Here is a 19406-nt window from a genome sequence, read left to right as displayed (position 1 = left end):
AAATTTATTGCCGCGCTCATTGGCGACTTTATAAATATAACAGCTGACAAATAAGAAGTCAACAAAAAGATGAAAGTATTTATAGAGAGTCACTAAAATCATTATAACAGAATTTTCAGCAAATTACATTACATTCGCGTAACAAGTTTGAAAGGAATATATTCCTTTACATGCAAAGCTCTGGCGCTGTTATAAATTACTGTAATTCAGAAACAGGTTCTTCCATTGAATAGGACATTTATTTTTTTGAAATCCAAAACCAATTCATCCATTATAGATCCTTCAAAAATAAATGCCTGAATTCTTTTCAGACCTGCTGAAGAAAAATCTCCAGAAGATCCTTCGCCATATTTTATTGCCAGGAAATTTCGGCTTTCTTCTATATAAATATCCATAAAGAAAAACCCGCCGGAAATTCGGCGGGTTTTCTCAATGAATAATTTAGACAAGGAAGATGAAATACAATACGAATATCACGAACAGTCCGTACATGATCGGATGAACCTGTTTCCACTTGCCTGCTGTGATCATTGTAATCGGGTAGAATATAAATCCGATTGCGATTCCGGTTGCGATGCTGTAGCCAAGTGGCATAGCGATGATGGTGAGGAAAGCCGGCACCGCAATTTCAAACCGGTTCCAGTCGATCAAACCAAGCGCCGATACCATCAGTACACCGACTATGATTAATGCCGGCGCTGTAACTGCACTTGTAATCACCTCAAGCAACGGATAGAACAGAATCGCTACCAGGAACAGGACACCTGTTACAACTGACGCAAAACCTGACTTCGCACCAGCAGCAACCCCGGATGTGGATTCGATATAGGACGTGGTGGTTGAAGTCCCGAAAATCGCCCCACCGACGGTTGCAATCGAATCGGCAAGAAGCGCTTTGCCGGCTCTTGGCAGTTTGTTGTCTTTCATCAAGCCCGCCTGATTGGCGACTGCCACCAAAGTTCCAGCTGTATCGAAGAAATCAACGAATAGGAAGGTTAGCACGACTACAAGGAATTGAATATTCATTAACGATCCGAAATCGTTGAAGATCGGTTCAAGTGCCACACCGAATGTCGGTGCCATATCCGGTATATCCAAATCGATGACCGCACTCGGCAGATTGACGATACCAAAGATCATCCCAACGACAGCAGCAATCAGGATCCCGAAGAAAATACCGCCTTTAAAGCCGCGGACCATGAAAATTACCGTAACCACTAAACCGAAAATAGCAAGAAGCGTTGAAGGGTTTGTCAAATCGCCAAGCCCCACCATCGTATCCGGGTTGCCTACGATGATTTCAGCATTCTGTAATCCGATAAATGTGATATAAAGGCCGATACCTGCCCCAACCGCATATTTTAATTCGGCTGGAATCGCATTTATGATCGTTTCCCGTAAACCGGTCAGAGTAAGGGCGATAAAGATAAGACCTGAAAAAAGAACGCCGGTCAATGCAGTCTGCCATGGAATTCCGTATGTCAGGATAACTGTATAGGCGAAAAATGCGTTTAATCCCATACCCGGTGCCAGCGCTATCGGGTATTTGGCTAACACTCCCATTAATATGGACCCTAGAGCCGCAGCCAACGCTGTAGCCATAAAGACTGCACCGTAATCCATTCTCATGGAATCCGGAAGATCAGGTACTGAATCGAGCGTCAGCGTCAGCGGATTGACTACCAGAATATAAGCCATAGCCAAAAACGTCGTTAATCCACCGATGATCTCCCTGCGGTAATTTGTCCCTAACTCTTCGAACTGAAAGAATTTCTTCATTTTCATATTTCCTCCGCGTGCTGCCGTGCATGCGATTAAAACAAAAAGACGCATACAGCCCAATGCCGTATGCGTCCTTCGATTTAATATTTCTGAAAAGACTATTCCAGAAAAGTTCGAGCTCCTTCTAAAAGGCAGCTCAATCTTAAATCGTAGTCGAGTCATTTACGGTAACTCGGTAGAAACTTTCGGGCCATATCCCCGACATTATACGACAGCGTTATTTGATTTCTATTGTAGAATAACACACGTACGGAGATGAAACAAGGCCAATCACGAACATTAATGAATAAAATTCAACTTAAGTTCGTATATGCCTTTAATTTCTATTCCCATTCGATCGTTGCTGGCGGCTTGCTTGTAATATCGTATAAGACGCGGTTGATGTGGTCCACTTCGTTGACGAGTCTCACACTGATTTTCTCAAGCACATCCCACGGGATACGTGCCCAGTCAGAAGTCATTCCATCAATAGACGTTACTGCACGAATTCCGATTGCATAATCGTATGTGCGTGCATCTCCCATAACACCGACGCTGCGGATATCAGGCAACACGGTGAAGTATTGCCAGATGTCGCGGTCTAATCCAGCTTTGCTTATTTCATCACGAAGGATCCAGTCAGATTCACGGACGATTTCTAGCTTCTCTTCAGTCACCGCTCCCATGATACGAATTCCGAGACCAGGTCCCGGGAAAGGCTGGCGCCAGACGATTTCGTCCGGCATGCCAAGTTCACTGCCAAGGACACGAACTTCGTCTTTGAATAAAGTATTCAATGGTTCGATCAGTTTGAACTGCATGTCATCCGGCAGGCCGCCGACATTGTGGTGAGATTTGATCGTCTGCGCAGTAGTTGTGCCGCTTTCGATGATATCCGTGTAAAGCGTTCCTTGAGCAAGGAAATCCATTCCTTCGAGTTTTGATGCTTCATCATCAAAAACGTAAATGAATTCGTTGCCGATGATTTTACGTTTTGTCTCCGGATCCGTAACGCCTTCAAGTTTCTTCATGAAACGGTCGCGTGCATCAATTTTAATGACGTTCATATTGAAGCCGTCAGCGAATGTCTTCATGACACTTTCCGCTTCCCCTTTACGGAGCAGGCCGTGGTCGACAAACATGCATGTCAATTGGTCACCGATCGCTTTATGGATCAGAACAGCTACGACTGACGAGTCGACTCCTCCACTCAAAGCACATAGAACTTTTTTGTCGCCGACTTCTTCACGGATCTTTTCAATTTCAAGTTCGATGAAATTTTCCATCGACCAGTCGGCTTTCATGCCGCAGATATCGAAAACGAATTGACGGAGCAATTCTGTGCCGTATATGGAGTGGCGGACTTCCGGATGGAATTGGACGCCGTAGAATCCTCTTGACTCATCCGCCATCGAAGCGATCGGACAGCTTGCACTTGTTCCGATTACATCGAATCCAGGAGGCGCTTCTGTTACAAGGTCGCCGTGGCTCATCCAGACAATCTGCTCATCCGGCATTCCGGCAAACAGCTTGCTTTCTTTTATCAATGTCAATTCCGCTTTACCGTATTCACGGTTTTGCGCTTTCTTGACGTCGCCTTTCAAATGCAGCGCCATCAATTGCATACCATAACAAATCCCTAAAATCGGGAGACCCATTTCGAATATCGCATCATCGATTGAGAATGCGTTTTTATCGTAGACCGAATTCGGTCCACCGGAGAAAATGATTCCTGTCGCGTTCATTTCTTTGATTTCTTCGGCTGTGACCGTGTGTGGATGGAGCTCACTGTAGATACCAAGTTCACGGATGCGACGTGTGATCAATTGGTTGTACTGACTGCCGAAATCTAAAACGACGATTTTACTTTGCTCTTTCAACATTGGACTGACTGGCAAAACCTTCACCTCTTCTGATCGATTTCAAAGCGCCAAAATAATAAAAGAACGCGAAAAAGCTCCTCGCGTTCTTTTGCTCTACATCAAAAAAGGCGAAGCCCCATGCAAAAATAAGCATGCGGCATCCGCCTTCATAGTCAAGTCATTTCCGGGGACTTGGTAGAGACATCCGATCCATATCACCGGACATATATGAGGGCACCTGTACTTTATAATTTTCTCAATTGTACAAGCTAGCCCGCTCAAAATCAACTGCTTGTGCGATTGATTAAGTTTTCCCAACTTTCCTTCAATTCATGCCAGTCAACAGTTTCGGGCTCTCCGCCGTAGACCGCCTGCTCATAGGAAGCCGTGAGACGGGTCATTTCTTTTGTTCCGAAAAACGCATCGATATAGCGGGCATAGGACATCAAAGTCTGTCCCTCCTGCCGTTTGATGCCGTATAGATCCAATTGCTTCAATAAACGCAGGTACGCTTTTTCAAATGTCTGCTTCCCATTTCTTCTGTTGTAATATGGAACCAATATTTTGGGCAGCCATTTATGCCGCTTGATGAACATCACTGTCGCCAGCAGCAGGAAGGCAATTGCCCCGAATATGAAAGCGCCTTTATTGTCAGCTATAAAATCGCCTGTCCGCTCCCAGAAGCTCGGACCATTGTTATTTGCCGCTGCCGCAGCTTCATCCTGGTCTTCGACTTCCGGTTGTTCCGGACGATCAGGAAGTTCCTGCTCCTCGGGATCGGAAGTTTCGATATCAAGGTCAAAATCTATTTGCGATGTGCCGGTGAATCCGATGGTCGGTTCAAACAGCATCCAGCCGACACCCGGCATATATGCTTCGACCCATGAATGGGCATTATTGTTGGTGACCTGATAGATTTCGCTGTCGCTGTCCGTTTCGACGTCGATCTGCACACCTTCATTGAAACCTTTCACCCAGCGTGCCGGGATATCCAAGCTGCGCAGCAAGACGACCATCGAAGTGGAAAAGTTGTCACAATAACCCCGTTTGGTATCAAAAAGGAATTGATCCACGTAATCCTGGTCTTCTTCCGGCACCGGAATATCAGTCAGGCTGTATTCAAATCCATTTCGTTCGAAATAGTTTTCAATGGCCCGCGCTTGGTCATAAACCGTTTCGGAATTCATCGTAATTTCTGCAGCCAGGTCTCTGACCCGCTGCGGCAATTCTTCCGGCAGCTGTTTATAGCGGTCAAATTCAGGCGGCAATTCCGCCAGCTTCTCTACCGTCGTTTCCCGGAGGCCAGTCAAACTGTAAGTCGGTTCGTTGAATTGGAGTTCCACCCTTTCCGGTTCGACAGGCGCACCGCTCAGCAGTGGCTGGATTTTCTGGTCGGTCGGGGCGTAACTGTAGCTGAATTCCCCGTCCATCTGAATCGTCTCCGTACCGTATGGATAAAGAATGAACGGGAAATCCTGTTCCATATCAAGTACAGCATTTACCGATTCTTCTTCTGTGCCGGGTTCGAATTCTGTCGAGATGCGTTCCCCATTGCCGTATACCACTGGCTCTGCGACCTCTTCACTCAGTTCCCAGCCTTTCGTTGTATAAGTATCTTTCGTTTCCACTTTCCAATATTGCCCGTCTTCCACTTCCACCTGGAAGGCGGGGGTATCATCACCGACGAAAGAGCCGCCGAGCTCCGAATCGTCGACGCCGTAACCGATGCGGCCGACTGTACCCGGACCCGGTCCGCCTTCACCTGAAAAGGATGTGATATAAGGGACCGGATCCGGCCAGATCGGACCTGCTTTCGGCAAATAAAGTGCAATTGCCGTAGACGCGGCCACCATCAGGAATAAGGGGATGATGAAACCTGCAAGCCGGTCCATGGTTTCATTGATGCGGTGGCCTTCGAGCCATCTGGCCAAATGCAGAAGACCTGCCAGCATCAGCCCGACGACCATGATCCGGATAATTGCGGTATCTCCATTATACGGACTGAATGTATCGAGGACTGCAATGAATACGACGGTCAGGATATAAAACAGGAAAATGCTGAGGCGGAAACCCACCCAATAATGGATCAGGTAGACGGCCATCCACAATAAACTGAAGAACAGCACAGTCCTGAAGATATCCGTAGTCATCGCCCAGTCCTGTGCAAATAATGCTTCGAAATTGACGCGCAGATCAGACAGTATGTATGATATTGCGTCGATTGAGAAAAAGGCCGTTTCTGTATAAACATGGATCAGGAACCAGGTTATATAGAGGATTTTTACTCCAGCGGATATAGCCCAATGCACTTGAAGCAGCGCCATGACCAGGCTTATGCCGATAAAAATCAGAAATAAGTTTTTATGGCCGGTATCCGTCAAGGTGATGACCGGGGTCAGCCATTCTGTCAGCAACAGAAATACGAGAATGTATAATATCGCCATGAAGGCCTTATTCTTTCTTACTGAACTCATTTGCGGCTCACCTCCGTAAAGACTGTAGCAAAGTTTTCCGGGGCAACAGATTTCACGAGAAAGCCTTTTGATATCGCAAACTGGCGCGCAGCTTCTTCTGCTTTGCCGAGTTTTTCGTCTTTATTCGTGATTACTAGACACATGCATGTATGAAGGTTCCGCACATTCCGCTGAATGGCTTCGACCATTTCCACCGTCAGTTTCGTCGTAACATAAATCAGCGTCGTAGCGCGGATCTGCTGCAGGTCCCGATTGGCCACTTCCTCAGCGGGGCGGTCCAGGTCAGGAAGCACTTTCGTCAAATGATACATGACACGCTGCAGATGCTCTTCCGAATGAATGACCGGAAAAGAATCCACGGTGCTGCCGATGGACAAATAAGCAGCGCTCGAATTCCCCCTGACGATGGACTGCAATAAGGAGGCAGTGAGTTCTACCTGCGACTCGAATTTATCGGAAGGCTTACGGTCGTCCAGAAGAAATAAATCTTCAGCCTGCCGGTCTTCGAATTCCTTCGTGCGCAGCGTCTGGGTTTTGGCGAACGACTTCCAGTGAATCCAGGAGACACGGTCCCCCGGCTGATAATCGCGTATGCCCGTCGCCATGGTCGTATCTTTCACCAAGGTATGCGGCGCGGCCATTGCGCCCTGATCATAACTCGATTCCAAAGCGCGGTACGGGATATCCACCGTTCTCGGGTACACGAGGATGGTCTGCTTCACAGGAAACAGTTTCGTCTTTTTGGTCCATCCGAAAAAATCGGCGATTTCGATTTCGATGCCTTCAAGCACATGCTCCCCTCTCGGCATATCTTCAATTTCATAATGCCAGGTGTGGGATTTTTTAAAGCCCGGCATGAATAATGTCCGGTTTTCCTTCGGGTTCAATTTACGGAGTGCAACAGAATTCGTTTTTTCGGTTAACACTGTATATAGAAGAGGGAAAGAAAAATTGCGATTGAAATAAACCGTTGCCGAGTAGTTTTGCCCTCTTCGGATCTGTGCTGTGTGAATCTGGCGGCTTAAAGTGATATCTTTCATCGGATAGAAAATCAGCAGCAGGGAATACAGCACAAAAGGGAGCGCCATATAAAAGATGAACCAGCTGACGAAGCCGCCCTGGAACATCGCAAACGAAAAGGTCAACAGTAAAATGAACACCACAAAAATTATTCTCCCCCATGAAGAAAGGGCCTTTTTAACTCTTTTCATTGGCCGACTAGCCTTTGGACAGGCACTTTTGTTTTCGTCAGGATACGTTCCGTGATTTCTTCAGCCGATATCCCATCATACCTGGCCTCGGAACGGAGCATGATGCGGTGGCCAAATACGAATTTCGCCAAATATTGCACATCGTCAGGCGTGACAAAGTCACGTCCTTTCAACAAAGCATATGCTTGAGCAGATTTCATCAAAGCGATCGAGCCACGCGGACTGACGCCAAGATAGACATATGGATCTACGCGGGTCTGCCTCGCCAGATCGACAATATAACTGCGGATCGTTTCATCCACTGTAATGTTTTTGGCCTGGCGCTGCAGTTCCAGCAATTCTTCCAGTGAAATGACCGATTGCAAGTCTTCGATCGGCATCGATAACTGTGAACGGTTCAACACTTCCATTTCCTCTTTCGGTGTCGGGTAGCCCATTTTTATCTTCAGGAGAAAGCGGTCCAGCTGCGCTTCCGGCAGTGGATAAGTTCCTTCATATTCAATCGGGTTCTGTGTCGCCATTACAAAGAAAGGTTTGGGAATGTGCATCGTAACGCCGTCGATGGTAACAGAAGCTTCTTCCATTGCTTCGAGCAGGGAAGACTGTGTTTTCGGGGAGGTACGGTTGATTTCATCAGCCAATATGATATTGCCCATGATCGGGCCCGGGCGGAAATTGAACTCCATGTCTTTCGGGTTATAGATCGAAACCCCGACTACATCGGACGGCAATAAATCCGGTGTAAACTGAATCCGCTTAAAATCGGCACCGACGGATTTCGCCAGTGCCCGGACGAGCATCGTCTTGCCGACGCCGGGAACGTCTTCCAGCAGCACGTGGCCGTGCGACAGCATCGCCACCATGCTCAATTCAACGATATCCCGCTTGCCGATAATGACTTTTTCAATATTATCAATTACTTTACTTAGCTGTTCTTTCGGATTCATCATCATTTCCCCCATCGGGTGACAAAAAATTTTTTGAATTGTCACATTGTTACTCATTAGCATAACGAATAATACGCAATAACTCAACTGTCCCGCAATGAAAGACGGGTATTTTTACATATTGAAAGACCCTTCAAAAGAAGGGTCTTCCGTTAATCTAGATTCACTTCCAGAACTCATCGAAAATCGTGATGGGAAGGGCACGCTTATGTCTTGTCTTCAGATAATAGCCTTCCAATTTTTCACGGGCTTCATCAGGAATTTCCTTGCCTTCCAGGTAATCATCGATCATATCATAAGTGATTCCGAGGGCCACTTCGTCCGGGACAGCCGGCTTATCTTCTTCAAGGTCTGCGGTTGGGACTTTCGTATACAGGTGTTCCGGAGATCCCAATTCTTTAAGCAATTGCTTGCCTTGTCTTTTATTGAGCCGGAAGAGCGGCGTAAGGTCCGCTGCGCCATCGCCGTATTTCGTATAAAAGCCGGTAATCGCTTCGGCTGCATGATCTGTTCCGAGAACCACTGCATTTCTCATCGCAGCAACGGAAAACTGGGCTTTCATCCGCTCCCTCGCTTTTTCATTGCCTTTCGCAAAATCCGTCAGTTCCACACCGGCCTGCTTCAATGCCCGTTCGCTGGCGTCCACTGATTCTTTTATATTGATGGTAAGTGTCTCTGTCGGATTGATGAATTTGAGCGCATCCTGTGCATCATGCTCATCAAATTGTTCACCGTAAGGCAATCTTAACGCATAGAAACTGTATTCATCGCTGCCGGTTTCCTCATTCAATTGATCGACAGCCATCTGAGCCAATTTGCCGGCCAATGTGGAATCCTGGCCGCCTGAAACCCCGAGCACAAATCCTTTCAGGAATGAATGCTTCTTTAAATATTCCTTCAGGAAATTGACGGTCCGTTCGATTTCCTCGCGCGGGTTGATCTCCGGCTGGACTTTCATTTCTTCAATGATTTGCTGTTGTAATTGTGACATGGAAATTCCTCCTATCGATTTGAGAAAGCTTGAATGGATTCCCTGACTTCCTGGATATTCCGCATCTTGTTGTCCCAGCATTTCTGGCTGAGATCGACGGGATATTCCTCTGGGTTCAGCGAACGCTTGTATTCATCCCAAAGTAAATCCAAGCTTTTATTGGCATAACTCTGTATTTCTTGGATTGAAGGAGATTCGTAAACAATTTCCCCATTTTCCACCACCAGTGCATGGATATTCACTGCATCGAAATTGGTGACGAACTTCGATACATAGGTGTGGACCGGATGGAACATCTTCAGGCGTTCCTCCGTTTCTGGATTTTCATCGGCAAGCGTTATATAATCCCCTTCTGATTTCCCGTTTTCCCGGTCTATGATCCGGTAAACTTTTTTCAGCCCCGGCGTCGTCACTTTCTCTGCATTGCCGGAAATTTTAATCGTATCTTCCATCTCTCCGCTGTCGTTTTCAATCGCGACAATTTTGTAGACAGCGCCCAGTGCCGGCTGGTCATAGGCTGTGATCAGTTTTGTACCGATGCCCCAGGAATCCACTTGAGCGCCTTGCGCTTTCAGGTTAAGGATCGTGTATTCATCCAAATCGTTCGACACGACCACTTCCGCATCCGGAAAACCGGCTTCATCAAGCATTTTCCTCGCTTCTTTCGACAGGAAGGCGATGTCGCCGCTGTCGAGTCGGATGCCCTGGAAATTGATCTTATCTCCTAATTCCTTTGCAACTTGAATGGCGATCGGCAGGCCCGATTTCAACGTATCGTATGTATCCACCAGGAAGACGCAATTTTTATGCCGTTTTGCATAGGAATGAAATGCTTCGTATTCGTCTTTATAGGCCTGTACCATCGAATGCGCATGAGTCCCGGCAATCGGGATGCCGAATAATTTTCCGGCACGGACATTGCTCGTGGCCTCAAGGCCTCCGATAAATGCAGCGCGTGACCCCCAAATAGCTGCGTCCATTTCCTGTGCACGCCGGGTACCGAATTCCATGACCCGGTCTTCTTTGACAATTTGCTTGATGCGGCTGGCTTTTGTCGCAATCAAGGTTTGATAATTGACGATATTGAGAAGCGCAGTTTCGATCAATTGAGCTTCTGCCAATGTCGCTTCGATGCGCAGCAGCGGTTCATTCTGAAAAACCAGTTCCCCTTCAACAACCGAATGGACATCACCATTGAAGCGGATGGTTTTAAGGTAATCCAGAAAATCATCCTGATACCCGGCTTCTTTCAGGTATGCCAGATCCGAATCGGTGAACCTGAAATTTTTCAGGTAATCAAGAATCCGTTCAAGCCCTGCAAAAATCGCATAGCCGTTTCCGAATGGGAGTTTGCGGAAAAACAGTTCAAACACAGCTTTCCGTTCATGCATGCCATCTGCCCAGTATGATTCCACCATATTGATCTGGTATAAATCCGTGTGCAGCGCTAAGCTGTCATCCGCATAATTCGTTTTCTGCATAAAATCTCCTTCTTCCGTTTTTCGTAAGTTCAATTAATTATACCCTAATAAAATCAATTCAAAAACGGATGCCTGTCATTAACCAGCTGAATTGTCATCTACTTGACAAACACAATGAATATATGCAATAATTATCTAGTTAACACATAGGTAACGGATAATTTGATAATCTGGCATTCTACATTAATGTTTTTGAGAATACTTATTCACACTGGAGCGATTTGAGGATCGCAAGGACGTAAAAGAAGGTAGGGTTTACGTTGCTTAAGTTAGAAAGCACCCAGTGGAACACTGACCGCGGCACTGAAAGCAAATACTTTCAACGGAAATGATTCCCCTTTTTGAAGGGTTGAAAAATTGAATCAAGCTATATAAATGTTACCTTAAACCAACAAAGGGGCGCCCCGATTCGATATCGGGTGCGTCCCTTTTCCAATTCCCATGAATCTTCTGCTCCCGTCATTTGCCGATGAAAGGATTTTTCCACTCCATCAATAATGCATGATCCCCTGAATCTTCATCTTCCAGGTATCCTTCTATGACAGCTACCGGAGTCCTGCCTGCCCTCATCAGAAAAGTGATCACCGGATCTTTCAGTTCTCCCGCCAGCACCTTTCCAGCGTATTGTTCAGCAGACATTTCACCGGCAAACCTTTTATAGCCCGGCATGCGCCCACCGCCGATCACCCGCTCCAAACGGTCTTCAACTACACGTTCGTAAACGGACTGCAGCAGGAGTCTACCCAGCTCCATTTTGCGGAATGCCGGTTTGATGCCGATATCCACAATATAAAAACTATTGCCGTCCGGTTCATGCGTCGTGATATAGCCGCGGTCCGTCACTTCTTCCCAGGTATGCCGGAGATCCCCGAGATCGTATGTCACCAGCATTCCTGTGAGTGAACCTGCCAATTCGCCATCGATTTCCACACACAGCGCACCTTCCGGATAATATTCCAGATGATTGGATAATTGCTGTTCATTCCATAGCAATTCATTCGGGAACGGCGGTGGAAAACATTCTCTTTGGATGTCGATCATCGCACCAAAATCCTCTTTCCGGTAATTCCGGACAACCGCTTTTTTAACTTCGTCGCCTTTGAAAACAAATTGCTCTTTATAATACAATTTCCTATTCACCTTTCCTTTCATATTTAGTCCAATAAATACACCCTTGCCTCGTAAGGCTGCAGCCTGCCTTCTGTGATTTCCTCATGATTGGCGAGCAGCAGCTGCCCTTTCCCCTTCAGCGACCAGGAGCAGCCATCGCTGTCCAGATGGGACACTATGAGCATTTTCGTGTTTCCATATTCCCGTGTATAGGCATAGACGTCCGGACAATTGACTTCAGCAAGTTCAGTGCTGCCATATAGCAGACACTCGCAGCTCTTCCGCAAAGCAATCATCTTTTTATAGAAGGAAAGAATCGACCGTCCATCGTTTTTCTGCGCTTCCACGTTGAGCCAAGTGTAATTCGGATTCAGACTGATCCACGGTTGCCCTTCCGTAAAGCCGGCCTTTCTGCCGCTGTTCCACTGCATGGGCGTGCGGGCATGGTCACGGCTGATTTTTTTGATCTTCTCCATTATTTCATCCACAGGAACGCCCTGCAATTGCTGGTAGCGGCAGAAATTCAGCGTCTCTACATCCCGGTACATGGAAATATCTTCGAAAGGTGCATTCGTCATGCCGATTTCCTGACCCTGGTAGATGAAAGGCGTACCTTGCATGAAAAAATACATGCAAGCGAGCGCAGTGGCACTTTCTCTCCAATACTCCTTGTCATTGCCCCATGTCGAAACAGTCCTAGGGCGGTCATGGTTTTCAAGGTACAGCGAATTCCACGCAATGCCATGGGCTTTCTTTTGCCACTGGTCAAAAATTTTTTTGACGCGGACAACATTTCGGTCTGCGTCCTGGTCTGTGTTCCAGCTTTCCAGTGCCTCAAAGCTGAATATCATATTGAACTTCCCTTCTTCCTCGCTGATCCATTCGGCCAGATGCTCCGCTTTCACGCTGTTCGCTTCCCCCACAGTCACCACATCATATCTGGCGAAAGTCTCATCCCGCAATTCTGTCAGGAACTCCTGGAGCCCTTCGACATTCGTCATTTTTTCCCATGCAGGGACGTAGTTTTCGCCTTCAGGATTTGGCATATCCGTATAATCCTTTTTCAGATGATTGATGGCATCCACCCGGAAACCGTCGACCCCTTTTTCAATCCACCAGATGACCATATCGTAGATGCTCCGCCGCACTTCCGGGTTTTCCCAATTCAAATCCACCTGATTCTTTGTATAGAGATGAAGATAATATTGATCAGTTTTAGGGTCATATGTCCAGGCCGGCCCGCCGAAGATGCTTTCCCAGTTTGTCGGCTTATCGCGCCAGACATACCAATCCCTTTTCGGATTGTCCCTGGAGGATTTCGATTCGAGAAACCAGGGATGCTGGTCGCTAGTATGATTGATGACCAGGTCAAGTATCAGCTTCATGCCCCGGGAATGGATCCCTTCCAGCATATTGTCAAAATCAGCCATGGTTCCCATTTCGTCCATGATATCCCGGTAATCGCTGACATCGTAGCCATTATCGACGTTCGGCGACTTATACATCGGGCAAAGCCACAGCATATCCACTCCCAGCTCCTGCAGATAATCCAGCTTTTCAGCCACCCCGTTCAAATCACCGACACCGTCCCCGCTTGTATCCTTGAAACTGCGGGTATAAACCTGGTAAATGACCGCTTCCTTCCACCATGTCTTCTTCACATTTTCCTCCTTCTTTCCATTCGGTTGATCAGCCGGCCTTTTTCAATCAATATCTTCATTAACTTAACTATTCTCCAAACGCCCTCAAAAACCTGCTTTCCGAGGCAGATTAATATCATTTCCAGCTGATGCACGAAGAGCCCGATTTTTTTGTCGGGGTATGAAGAATTCAGCACCAGGCCACTGATGTAAGACGGGCATTAATATGATAAACTTGAGAGAAAACGGAAAGGGAGTTTTTGCATGATCGAACTAAGTTATTCAGGTACTTTCGAGACTGTTTTAACTGATGAAAAGAAAGCCGCATTACAGGAAATCCATGCAAATTTAATCAATAAACAAGGGCAGGGTTCCGAATTCCTCGGATGGCTCGATTGGCCAAGTTCCGTTTCACCGGAATTTCTTCGGCGCATCCAGAATGCCGCAGAGTCCATCCAGCAAAAAGCGGAGGTTCTGGTCGTGATCGGCATCGGCGGCTCCTATCTCGGTGCGAAAGCTGCGCTGAGTTCGTTGTCCCCTTATTTCGATCAAGGCGATAAGAAGCCAGAAGTGCTGTTCGCCGGCCATCATGTCAGCGGTGAATATTTGAAACAGCTGCTTTCCTACCTGGACGGCAAAGAAGTAATGGTCAATGTCATTTCAAAGTCCGGCAAAACGACAGAACCGGCACTCGCTTTCAGGTTCCTGAAAAAATATATGGATGAACGTTATGGCGACGCTGCCGCTGAACGCATCATCGTTACGACTGATGCTGAAAAAGGGGCATTGGTGAATCTCGCCATTGAAAATGGCTATGAACGGTTTGTTGTGCCGGAAGACGTGGGCGGCCGCTATTCCGTTTTCACAGCGGTCGGTCTCCTGCCGATCGCTGCCGCCGGATTCTCGATCGAACAATTGATGGCCGGCGCAAAAGATGCAGAAGCTGCCTACAAGGATTTCGATGCTGAAAACAATGCGGCCCTCCGCTATGCCGCTGCCCGCCACCATCTTTATAGTGAAGGATACACGACGGAAGTGATGGCCATCTTTGAACCGAAACTATCGTATATCCAGGAATGGTGGAAGCAACTATTCGGGGAAAGTGAAGGCAAAGAAGGCAAAGGGATCTTCCCTGCTTCGGTTTCATTTACAACGGATCTGCATTCGATGGGACAATATATCCAGGACGGCACGCGCAATCTATTCGAGAGCTTCCTGCTGGTCAGGGAAAGCAATGATGACCTGACAGTGTTTGAAGCGGAAAATGATGGGGACGAATTAAATTACCTGGCAGGCATCACTCTGCAGGAATTCAACCATGTCGCTTATAAAGGCACTTCAGCTGCCCACTTGGAAGGCGGCGTCCCCCAGCTGACCTTGACGATTGAAAAGATGGATGAATTCCATCTTGGCCACCTGTTTTATTTCTATATGATCGCCTGCGCTTACAGCGCTTACCTGCTCGATATCAACCCATTCGACCAGCCGGGCGTTGAAGATTATAAAAATAATATCTTTAAATTATTGAAGAAACCTGGATATTGAATCAAAAAAGGCAGGTCCCAGTGGACCTGCCTTTTTATATGCACTTATTTGATCTGGTAAACTCTTGCCTCGTACGGCCGGATTTCTGCCGGATCGATCAATTCATAATTGGAAATCAGGATACCGCAGTTTTCCGGTTCATTCCATCTGTAGCGCTGCGCCCCCAAATTTGAAACGACAAGGATTTTTGAATTTTCATCTTCGCGCGTATAGGCGTAGACGTCTTCAAATCCAAGTTCCACCAATTCATAGCTGCCGTAGACGAATACTTCCATATTTTTGCGCAACGCAATCATCTGTTTATAGAACGACAGCACAGAATGCGGGTTCTTTTTCTGCGCTTCGACATTCAGCCATTCATGGTTCGGGTTTGTATAGATCCATGGTTCAGCCGTGGAGAATCCTGCATGCGGACTGCTGTCCCATTGCATCGGTGTTCGGGAATGGTCGCGGCTCGTCGCTTTGATCAGCGTCATGACCGCATCATGCTCCATGCCTTCCGCAAGATTATAGAAATACAGATTATGTGTCTGGACATCATTGAATTGCTCGATCTTTTCGAACGGCGCGTTTGTCATGCCGATTTCCTGCCCCTGATAGATGAACGGTGTGCCCTGCATGAAGAAATACATGCAGGCCATCGACGTCGCGCTTTCCCGCCAGTAGATGCCATCGTTGCCCCATGTGGAAACAGAACGGGGCCTGTCATGGTTTTCGATGAAAAGGGCGTTCCAGCCGACACCGTCGACTGCTTTTTGCCAGCGTGTCAGGACGCTCTTCAGCTCAGGGACATTGATGCCTTTTTTCTCATCCGTGTTCCAGAGGCCAAGGTCTTCAAACTGGAAGACCATATTGAACTTGCCGTTTTCTTCACTGATCCATTCCTCGATATCTTCAGCGGACACGCCATTCGCTTCGCCGACCGTCATGATGTCATATTTCGCAAACGTCTCGTCGCGCAATTCTGCGAGGAGCGGCTGGATGCCATCGACATTCATCATCTTCTCCCATGCCGGCAGATACGGTTTCCCTTCTTCTAGCGGAAGGTCTGTGAAATCTTTCTTGATGTGGCTGATAGCATCGACGCGGAATCCATCGACTCCCTTATCAAGCCACCAATTAACCATGCTGTACAGCGCTTTTCGGACTTCAGGATTTTCCCAGTTCAGATCCGGCTGTTTCTTCGAGAAGATATGCAAATAATATTGCCCTGTCTTTTCATCGAATTCCCACGCCGGCCCGCCGAAAATGCTCTGCCAGTTCGTCGGCTTATCCCGCCAGATATACCAGTCGCGCTTCGGGTTATCGAGTGACGAACGTGATTCCTGGAACCAGGGATGCTCATCACTTGTATGGTTGATGACCAGGTCGATGATCAATTTCATGCCGCGCGCATGGACTTCTTCAAGCAGGCGGTCAAAATCTTCCATCGTTCCCAGTTCATCCATAATATCGTGGTAATCGCTGATGTCATAGCCGTTGTCGTCATTCGGTGATTTATACATCGGACAGATCCAGATGACGTCGATTCCCAATTCCTTTAAATAATCCAATTTGGCTGTGACGCCATTGATGTCTCCAATGCCGTCACCATTTGAATCCATGAAGCTGCGAGGATACACTTCGTATGCAACTGCTTCTTTCCACCATTTTTTATTCATATCCATATCCTTTCAAAGACTCCGGCACGATCCTCTCTCGATCAGCCGGGATGGGACGGTGATTCTTCTGACTGGTGCATCCCTGTCTTTTATTTTTTCCAAAACCAATTCAGCCGAATAAAGACCGAGTTCATAAATCGAAATATCGACTGTGCTGAGCGGCGGTTTCAAATGCTCCGACAGCGAGTGATTGTTGAAACTCAATACGGACACGTTGCCCGGCACATCGATTTTCATATCCTGCAGATAACTGATCAGCTCATAAGCGACCAGATCGTCATGAGTGACGATGGCTGTCGGGGGCTGCTCCAATTCCATCAGGCGCTTTACCGACTGCTCTTCCAGGCTTGAGCTGATCGACTGATTGACGATCAATCCGGGATCATAACTGATTCCCGCTTTTTCAAGGGCTTTTCTATATCCTTTCAAACGATCCAGAGACACGACATATTCCAATCCGCCACCCACATAAGCGATGCGTTGATGGCCAAGGCCGATCAGGTAACTGACGACTTCCTCCGAATTGCTGACATTGTCATTATCCACATAGGAAATTGACGCCGTATGCACTTCCGGCCGTCCGACTACTGAAAAAGGAATATTGCTATTGTATAGGTATTCCATGATTTTGTCGCCGATTCGGGAGTATAACAGAATGATGCCGTCAACCCGTTTTCCCTGGGTCATGGAAATGACTTCCTCATGGATTTCCTCAGGGGTCGCCCCTGTCGATAAATACAGGCCATACTGGCTTTCATGCGCTCTGCTCGAAATGCCGCGGAGCACTTCCGGAAAGAACGGATTCTGAAAAGCCAGTGTAGCTGAATCGGCCATGATGACCCCGATGGTCTGGGATTTCTGGATGACAAGGTTGCGTGCCTGGAAGTTCGGATAATAGCCAAGCGTCTTCATCGTTTCACGGACTTTCTTTTTCGTATCTTCACTGATACGCGGATTATCGGCGATTACCCGAGACACGGTTGCCGGTGAGACCGACGCCGCTTTCGCAACATCTTTGATCGTGACTGCCATTCGAATCTCCCCTTTACTTTATGGCACCGTCCGATACGCCTTTGATGATCGAGCGCTGTGCGAAGAAATAAAAGATGATGACCGGCAAGATCGCAAGGGTCAGGCCAGCCAACGCCAGGTGCCATTGTTTCGTATATTCCCCGAAGAAGAAGAACATTTTGAGCGGGATGGTTTCGCTTCCTGTTTTATTGATGACCAGAGACGGCAATAGATAATCGTTCCATATCCAGATAATATTCAGGATAGCGACTGTCACCGTAATCGGCTTCAGCATCGGGAAGATGATATGCCAGAAAATCTGCCATCTGTTGGCGCCGTCAATACGTGCCGCCTCATCCAGCGAACGCGGGATATTATTCAATGCCCCGTGGTAGAGGAAAATCGACAGGCTCGCACCGAATCCGATGTACATGAAGATCAGTCCGCCCCGGTTCAGCATTTCAAACTGGCCAAATACGGTGACCAGCGGAATCATGACCGATTGAAACGGGATCAGCATTGCAGCAACGAACAAGAAAAACAGGACCGTGCTGATCCGGCTTTTCGCGCGTGACAACGCATAAGCCGCCATCGCTGAGAAGAAGATGATCAGCACCACACTTGTTACTGTGATGAATAATGAATTGAACAGCGTCTGCAGAAAATCGAGTTCCTTGAAAGCTGTTATATAGTTATCAAAACTCCATTTCTCCGGCGGACTCGTCACATCCATGAAAATCTCTTTTTTAGTTTTAAATGAGTTGACGAACATCAGATAAAATGGCACGAGCCACAAAATTGCGAGGAGGATGCCGAGAATCTCAATCTTCCAATTCCTCTTGTTTCTCATTATAATTCAACCTCCCGGCGTTTATTCCAATAAACCTGAAACAATGCGACAATTGCAACAATCACAAAGAAAATGATCGCTTTCGCCTGCGCATATGCGAATGTATTCTGGACGAATGCGGTATTGAATATTTCCATAGCAACCATCTCAGTCGAATTATAAGGTCCGCCGCCTGTCAAGGACAGGTTCTGGTCGTATAGTTTGAATGTATTCGATAGCGTCAGGAACATACTTACAGTAAAGGCAGGAGCCACAAGCGGAAAGACGATGTAGCGGAAACGCTGGAATGAATTTGCACCATCGATTTCGGAAGCCTCGATCAGTTCTTTCGGCAAACCTTGCAGATAAGCTATGTAAATGACCATGATATAACCGGCCATCTGCCAGCTCATTAGGATGACAAGCCCCCAGAAGCCTGTTTCTGTCGTAGACAGCCAAACCTGCAGGCTATCCATGCCGATCATTTCACCGACACTCGCAAACACCTTGATGAAGATGAACTGCCAGATAAACCCGAGGATCAACCCGCCGATCAGGTTCGGCATGAAAAATGTTGTGCGCAGAAGGCTGCTCGTTTTGATGCGGGATGTCACGATCAACGCAAGAGACAATCCGATGAAGTTGATCAGGATGACTGAAACGATCGCGAATTTCGTCGTGAACCATAGTGAATCGAGGAAACGTTCATCCTGGAGTAAATTGATGTAGTTTTGGAATCCGACAAATTCCCCCGTGGTGATGCCGTTCCAGCTGGTGAACGAATAATAGACACCCAGCAGCATCGGGACGATAACAACCAGCGTCAAAGCGATCAAAACCGGGGCCAGGAACAACCAATAAGCAAAATCTTTCGTACGCATAG

Annotated in this window: 15 protein-coding genes and 2 riboswitches; of the genes, 1 reads left to right on the top strand and 14 read right to left on the bottom strand. The window is 47.3% G+C overall.

The window, feature by feature from the left end; translation table 11 throughout:
* Positions 1-206 precede the first annotated feature (206 nt).
* The 10 genes from IQ294_RS13460 to IQ294_RS13415 all read right to left on the bottom strand — a co-directional run bounded on the left by IQ294_RS13460 (position 207) and on the right by IQ294_RS13415 (position 13498).
* A complete protein-coding gene (locus IQ294_RS13460) occupies positions 207-395 on the bottom strand; it encodes a hypothetical protein (RefSeq protein ID WP_203334567.1) in 189 nt (62 codons plus the stop codon).
* 46 nt (positions 396-441) lie between these two features.
* Complete coding sequence (locus tag IQ294_RS13455; RefSeq protein ID WP_203334566.1) at positions 442-1779, bottom strand: NCS2 family permease; 1338 nt, start codon at positions 1777-1779, stop codon at positions 442-444.
* 133 nt (positions 1780-1912) lie between these two features.
* Positions 1913-2014, bottom strand: a riboswitch (purine riboswitch).
* A 91-nt stretch (positions 2015-2105) separates the two neighbouring features.
* Positions 2106-3644 (bottom strand): glutamine-hydrolyzing GMP synthase, encoded by a 1539-nt coding sequence (gene guaA, locus IQ294_RS13450; RefSeq protein ID WP_203334577.1) that lies wholly within the window; start codon positions 3642-3644, stop codon positions 2106-2108.
* A gap of 129 nt (positions 3645-3773) precedes the next feature.
* Positions 3774-3875, bottom strand: a riboswitch (purine riboswitch).
* 32 nt (positions 3876-3907) lie between these two features.
* Positions 3908-6097, bottom strand: a complete 2190-nt coding sequence (locus IQ294_RS13445) for a transglutaminase TgpA family protein (RefSeq protein ID WP_203334565.1) — start codon at positions 6095-6097, stop codon at positions 3908-3910.
* Entirely contained in the window at positions 6094-7260 is a 1167-nt protein-coding gene (locus IQ294_RS13440; protein WP_349291364.1) for a DUF58 domain-containing protein, read from the bottom strand. Before IQ294_RS13440 ends, IQ294_RS13445 begins: the two co-directional genes overlap by 4 nt.
* A 44-nt stretch (positions 7261-7304) precedes the next feature.
* Positions 7305-8255, bottom strand: coding sequence for an AAA family ATPase (locus IQ294_RS13435; RefSeq protein ID WP_203334563.1), 951 nt, complete (start codon positions 8253-8255; stop codon positions 7305-7307).
* A gap of 163 nt (positions 8256-8418) precedes the next feature.
* Positions 8419-9246, bottom strand: a complete 828-nt coding sequence (gene nadE / locus IQ294_RS13430; protein WP_203334562.1) for an NAD(+) synthase — start codon at positions 9244-9246, stop codon at positions 8419-8421.
* 11 nt (positions 9247-9257) lie between these two features.
* A complete protein-coding gene (locus tag IQ294_RS13425; RefSeq protein ID WP_203334561.1) occupies positions 9258-10727 on the bottom strand; it encodes a nicotinate phosphoribosyltransferase in 1470 nt (489 codons plus the stop codon).
* Positions 10728-11186: 459 nt separating this feature from the next.
* A complete protein-coding gene (locus tag IQ294_RS13420) occupies positions 11187-11855 on the bottom strand; it encodes a GNAT family N-acetyltransferase (protein WP_203334560.1) in 669 nt (222 codons plus the stop codon).
* A gap of 26 nt (positions 11856-11881) precedes the next feature.
* Entirely contained in the window at positions 11882-13498 is a 1617-nt protein-coding gene (locus IQ294_RS13415) for an alpha-amylase family glycosyl hydrolase (protein ID WP_203334559.1), read from the bottom strand.
* Positions 13499-13741: 243 nt separating this feature from the next.
* Here IQ294_RS13415 and IQ294_RS13410 point away from each other — a divergent pair, with 243 nt between their 5' ends.
* Positions 13742-15022: a glucose-6-phosphate isomerase gene (locus IQ294_RS13410; protein WP_203334558.1), complete on the top strand. Its 1281-nt coding sequence runs from the start codon at positions 13742-13744 to the stop codon at positions 15020-15022.
* 44 nt (positions 15023-15066) lie between these two features.
* On the opposite strand, the gene IQ294_RS13405 is transcribed toward IQ294_RS13410, so the two are convergent.
* Genes IQ294_RS13405 through IQ294_RS13390 form a run of 4 tightly spaced genes read right to left on the bottom strand, consistent with a single transcriptional unit; the run spans position 15067 to position 19404 of the window.
* A complete protein-coding gene (locus IQ294_RS13405; RefSeq protein ID WP_203334557.1) occupies positions 15067-16683 on the bottom strand; it encodes a glycoside hydrolase family 13 protein in 1617 nt (538 codons plus the stop codon).
* 12 nt (positions 16684-16695) lie between these two features.
* Positions 16696-17715 carry a LacI family DNA-binding transcriptional regulator gene (locus tag IQ294_RS13400; protein ID WP_203334556.1) on the bottom strand — a complete coding sequence of 340 codons (1020 nt, stop codon included), beginning with the start codon at positions 17713-17715 and terminating at the stop codon, positions 16696-16698.
* Between the two features lie 13 nt (positions 17716-17728).
* Positions 17729-18544: a carbohydrate ABC transporter permease gene (locus IQ294_RS13395; protein WP_203334555.1), complete on the bottom strand. Its 816-nt coding sequence runs from the start codon at positions 18542-18544 to the stop codon at positions 17729-17731.
* Positions 18544-19404, bottom strand: a complete 861-nt coding sequence (locus IQ294_RS13390; RefSeq protein WP_203334554.1) for a carbohydrate ABC transporter permease — start codon at positions 19402-19404, stop codon at positions 18544-18546. The genes IQ294_RS13395 and IQ294_RS13390 overlap by 1 nt, the downstream gene beginning before the upstream one ends.
* Positions 19405-19406 lie beyond the last annotated feature (2 nt).

The organism is Planococcus beigongshangi, from assembly GCF_016820495.1.
GTDB lineage: Bacteria > Bacillota > Bacilli > Bacillales_A > Planococcaceae > Planococcus > Planococcus beigongshangi.
The sequence above is the reverse complement of the archived record's forward strand: the minus strand, read 5'-3'. Positions and strand labels throughout refer to the sequence as shown.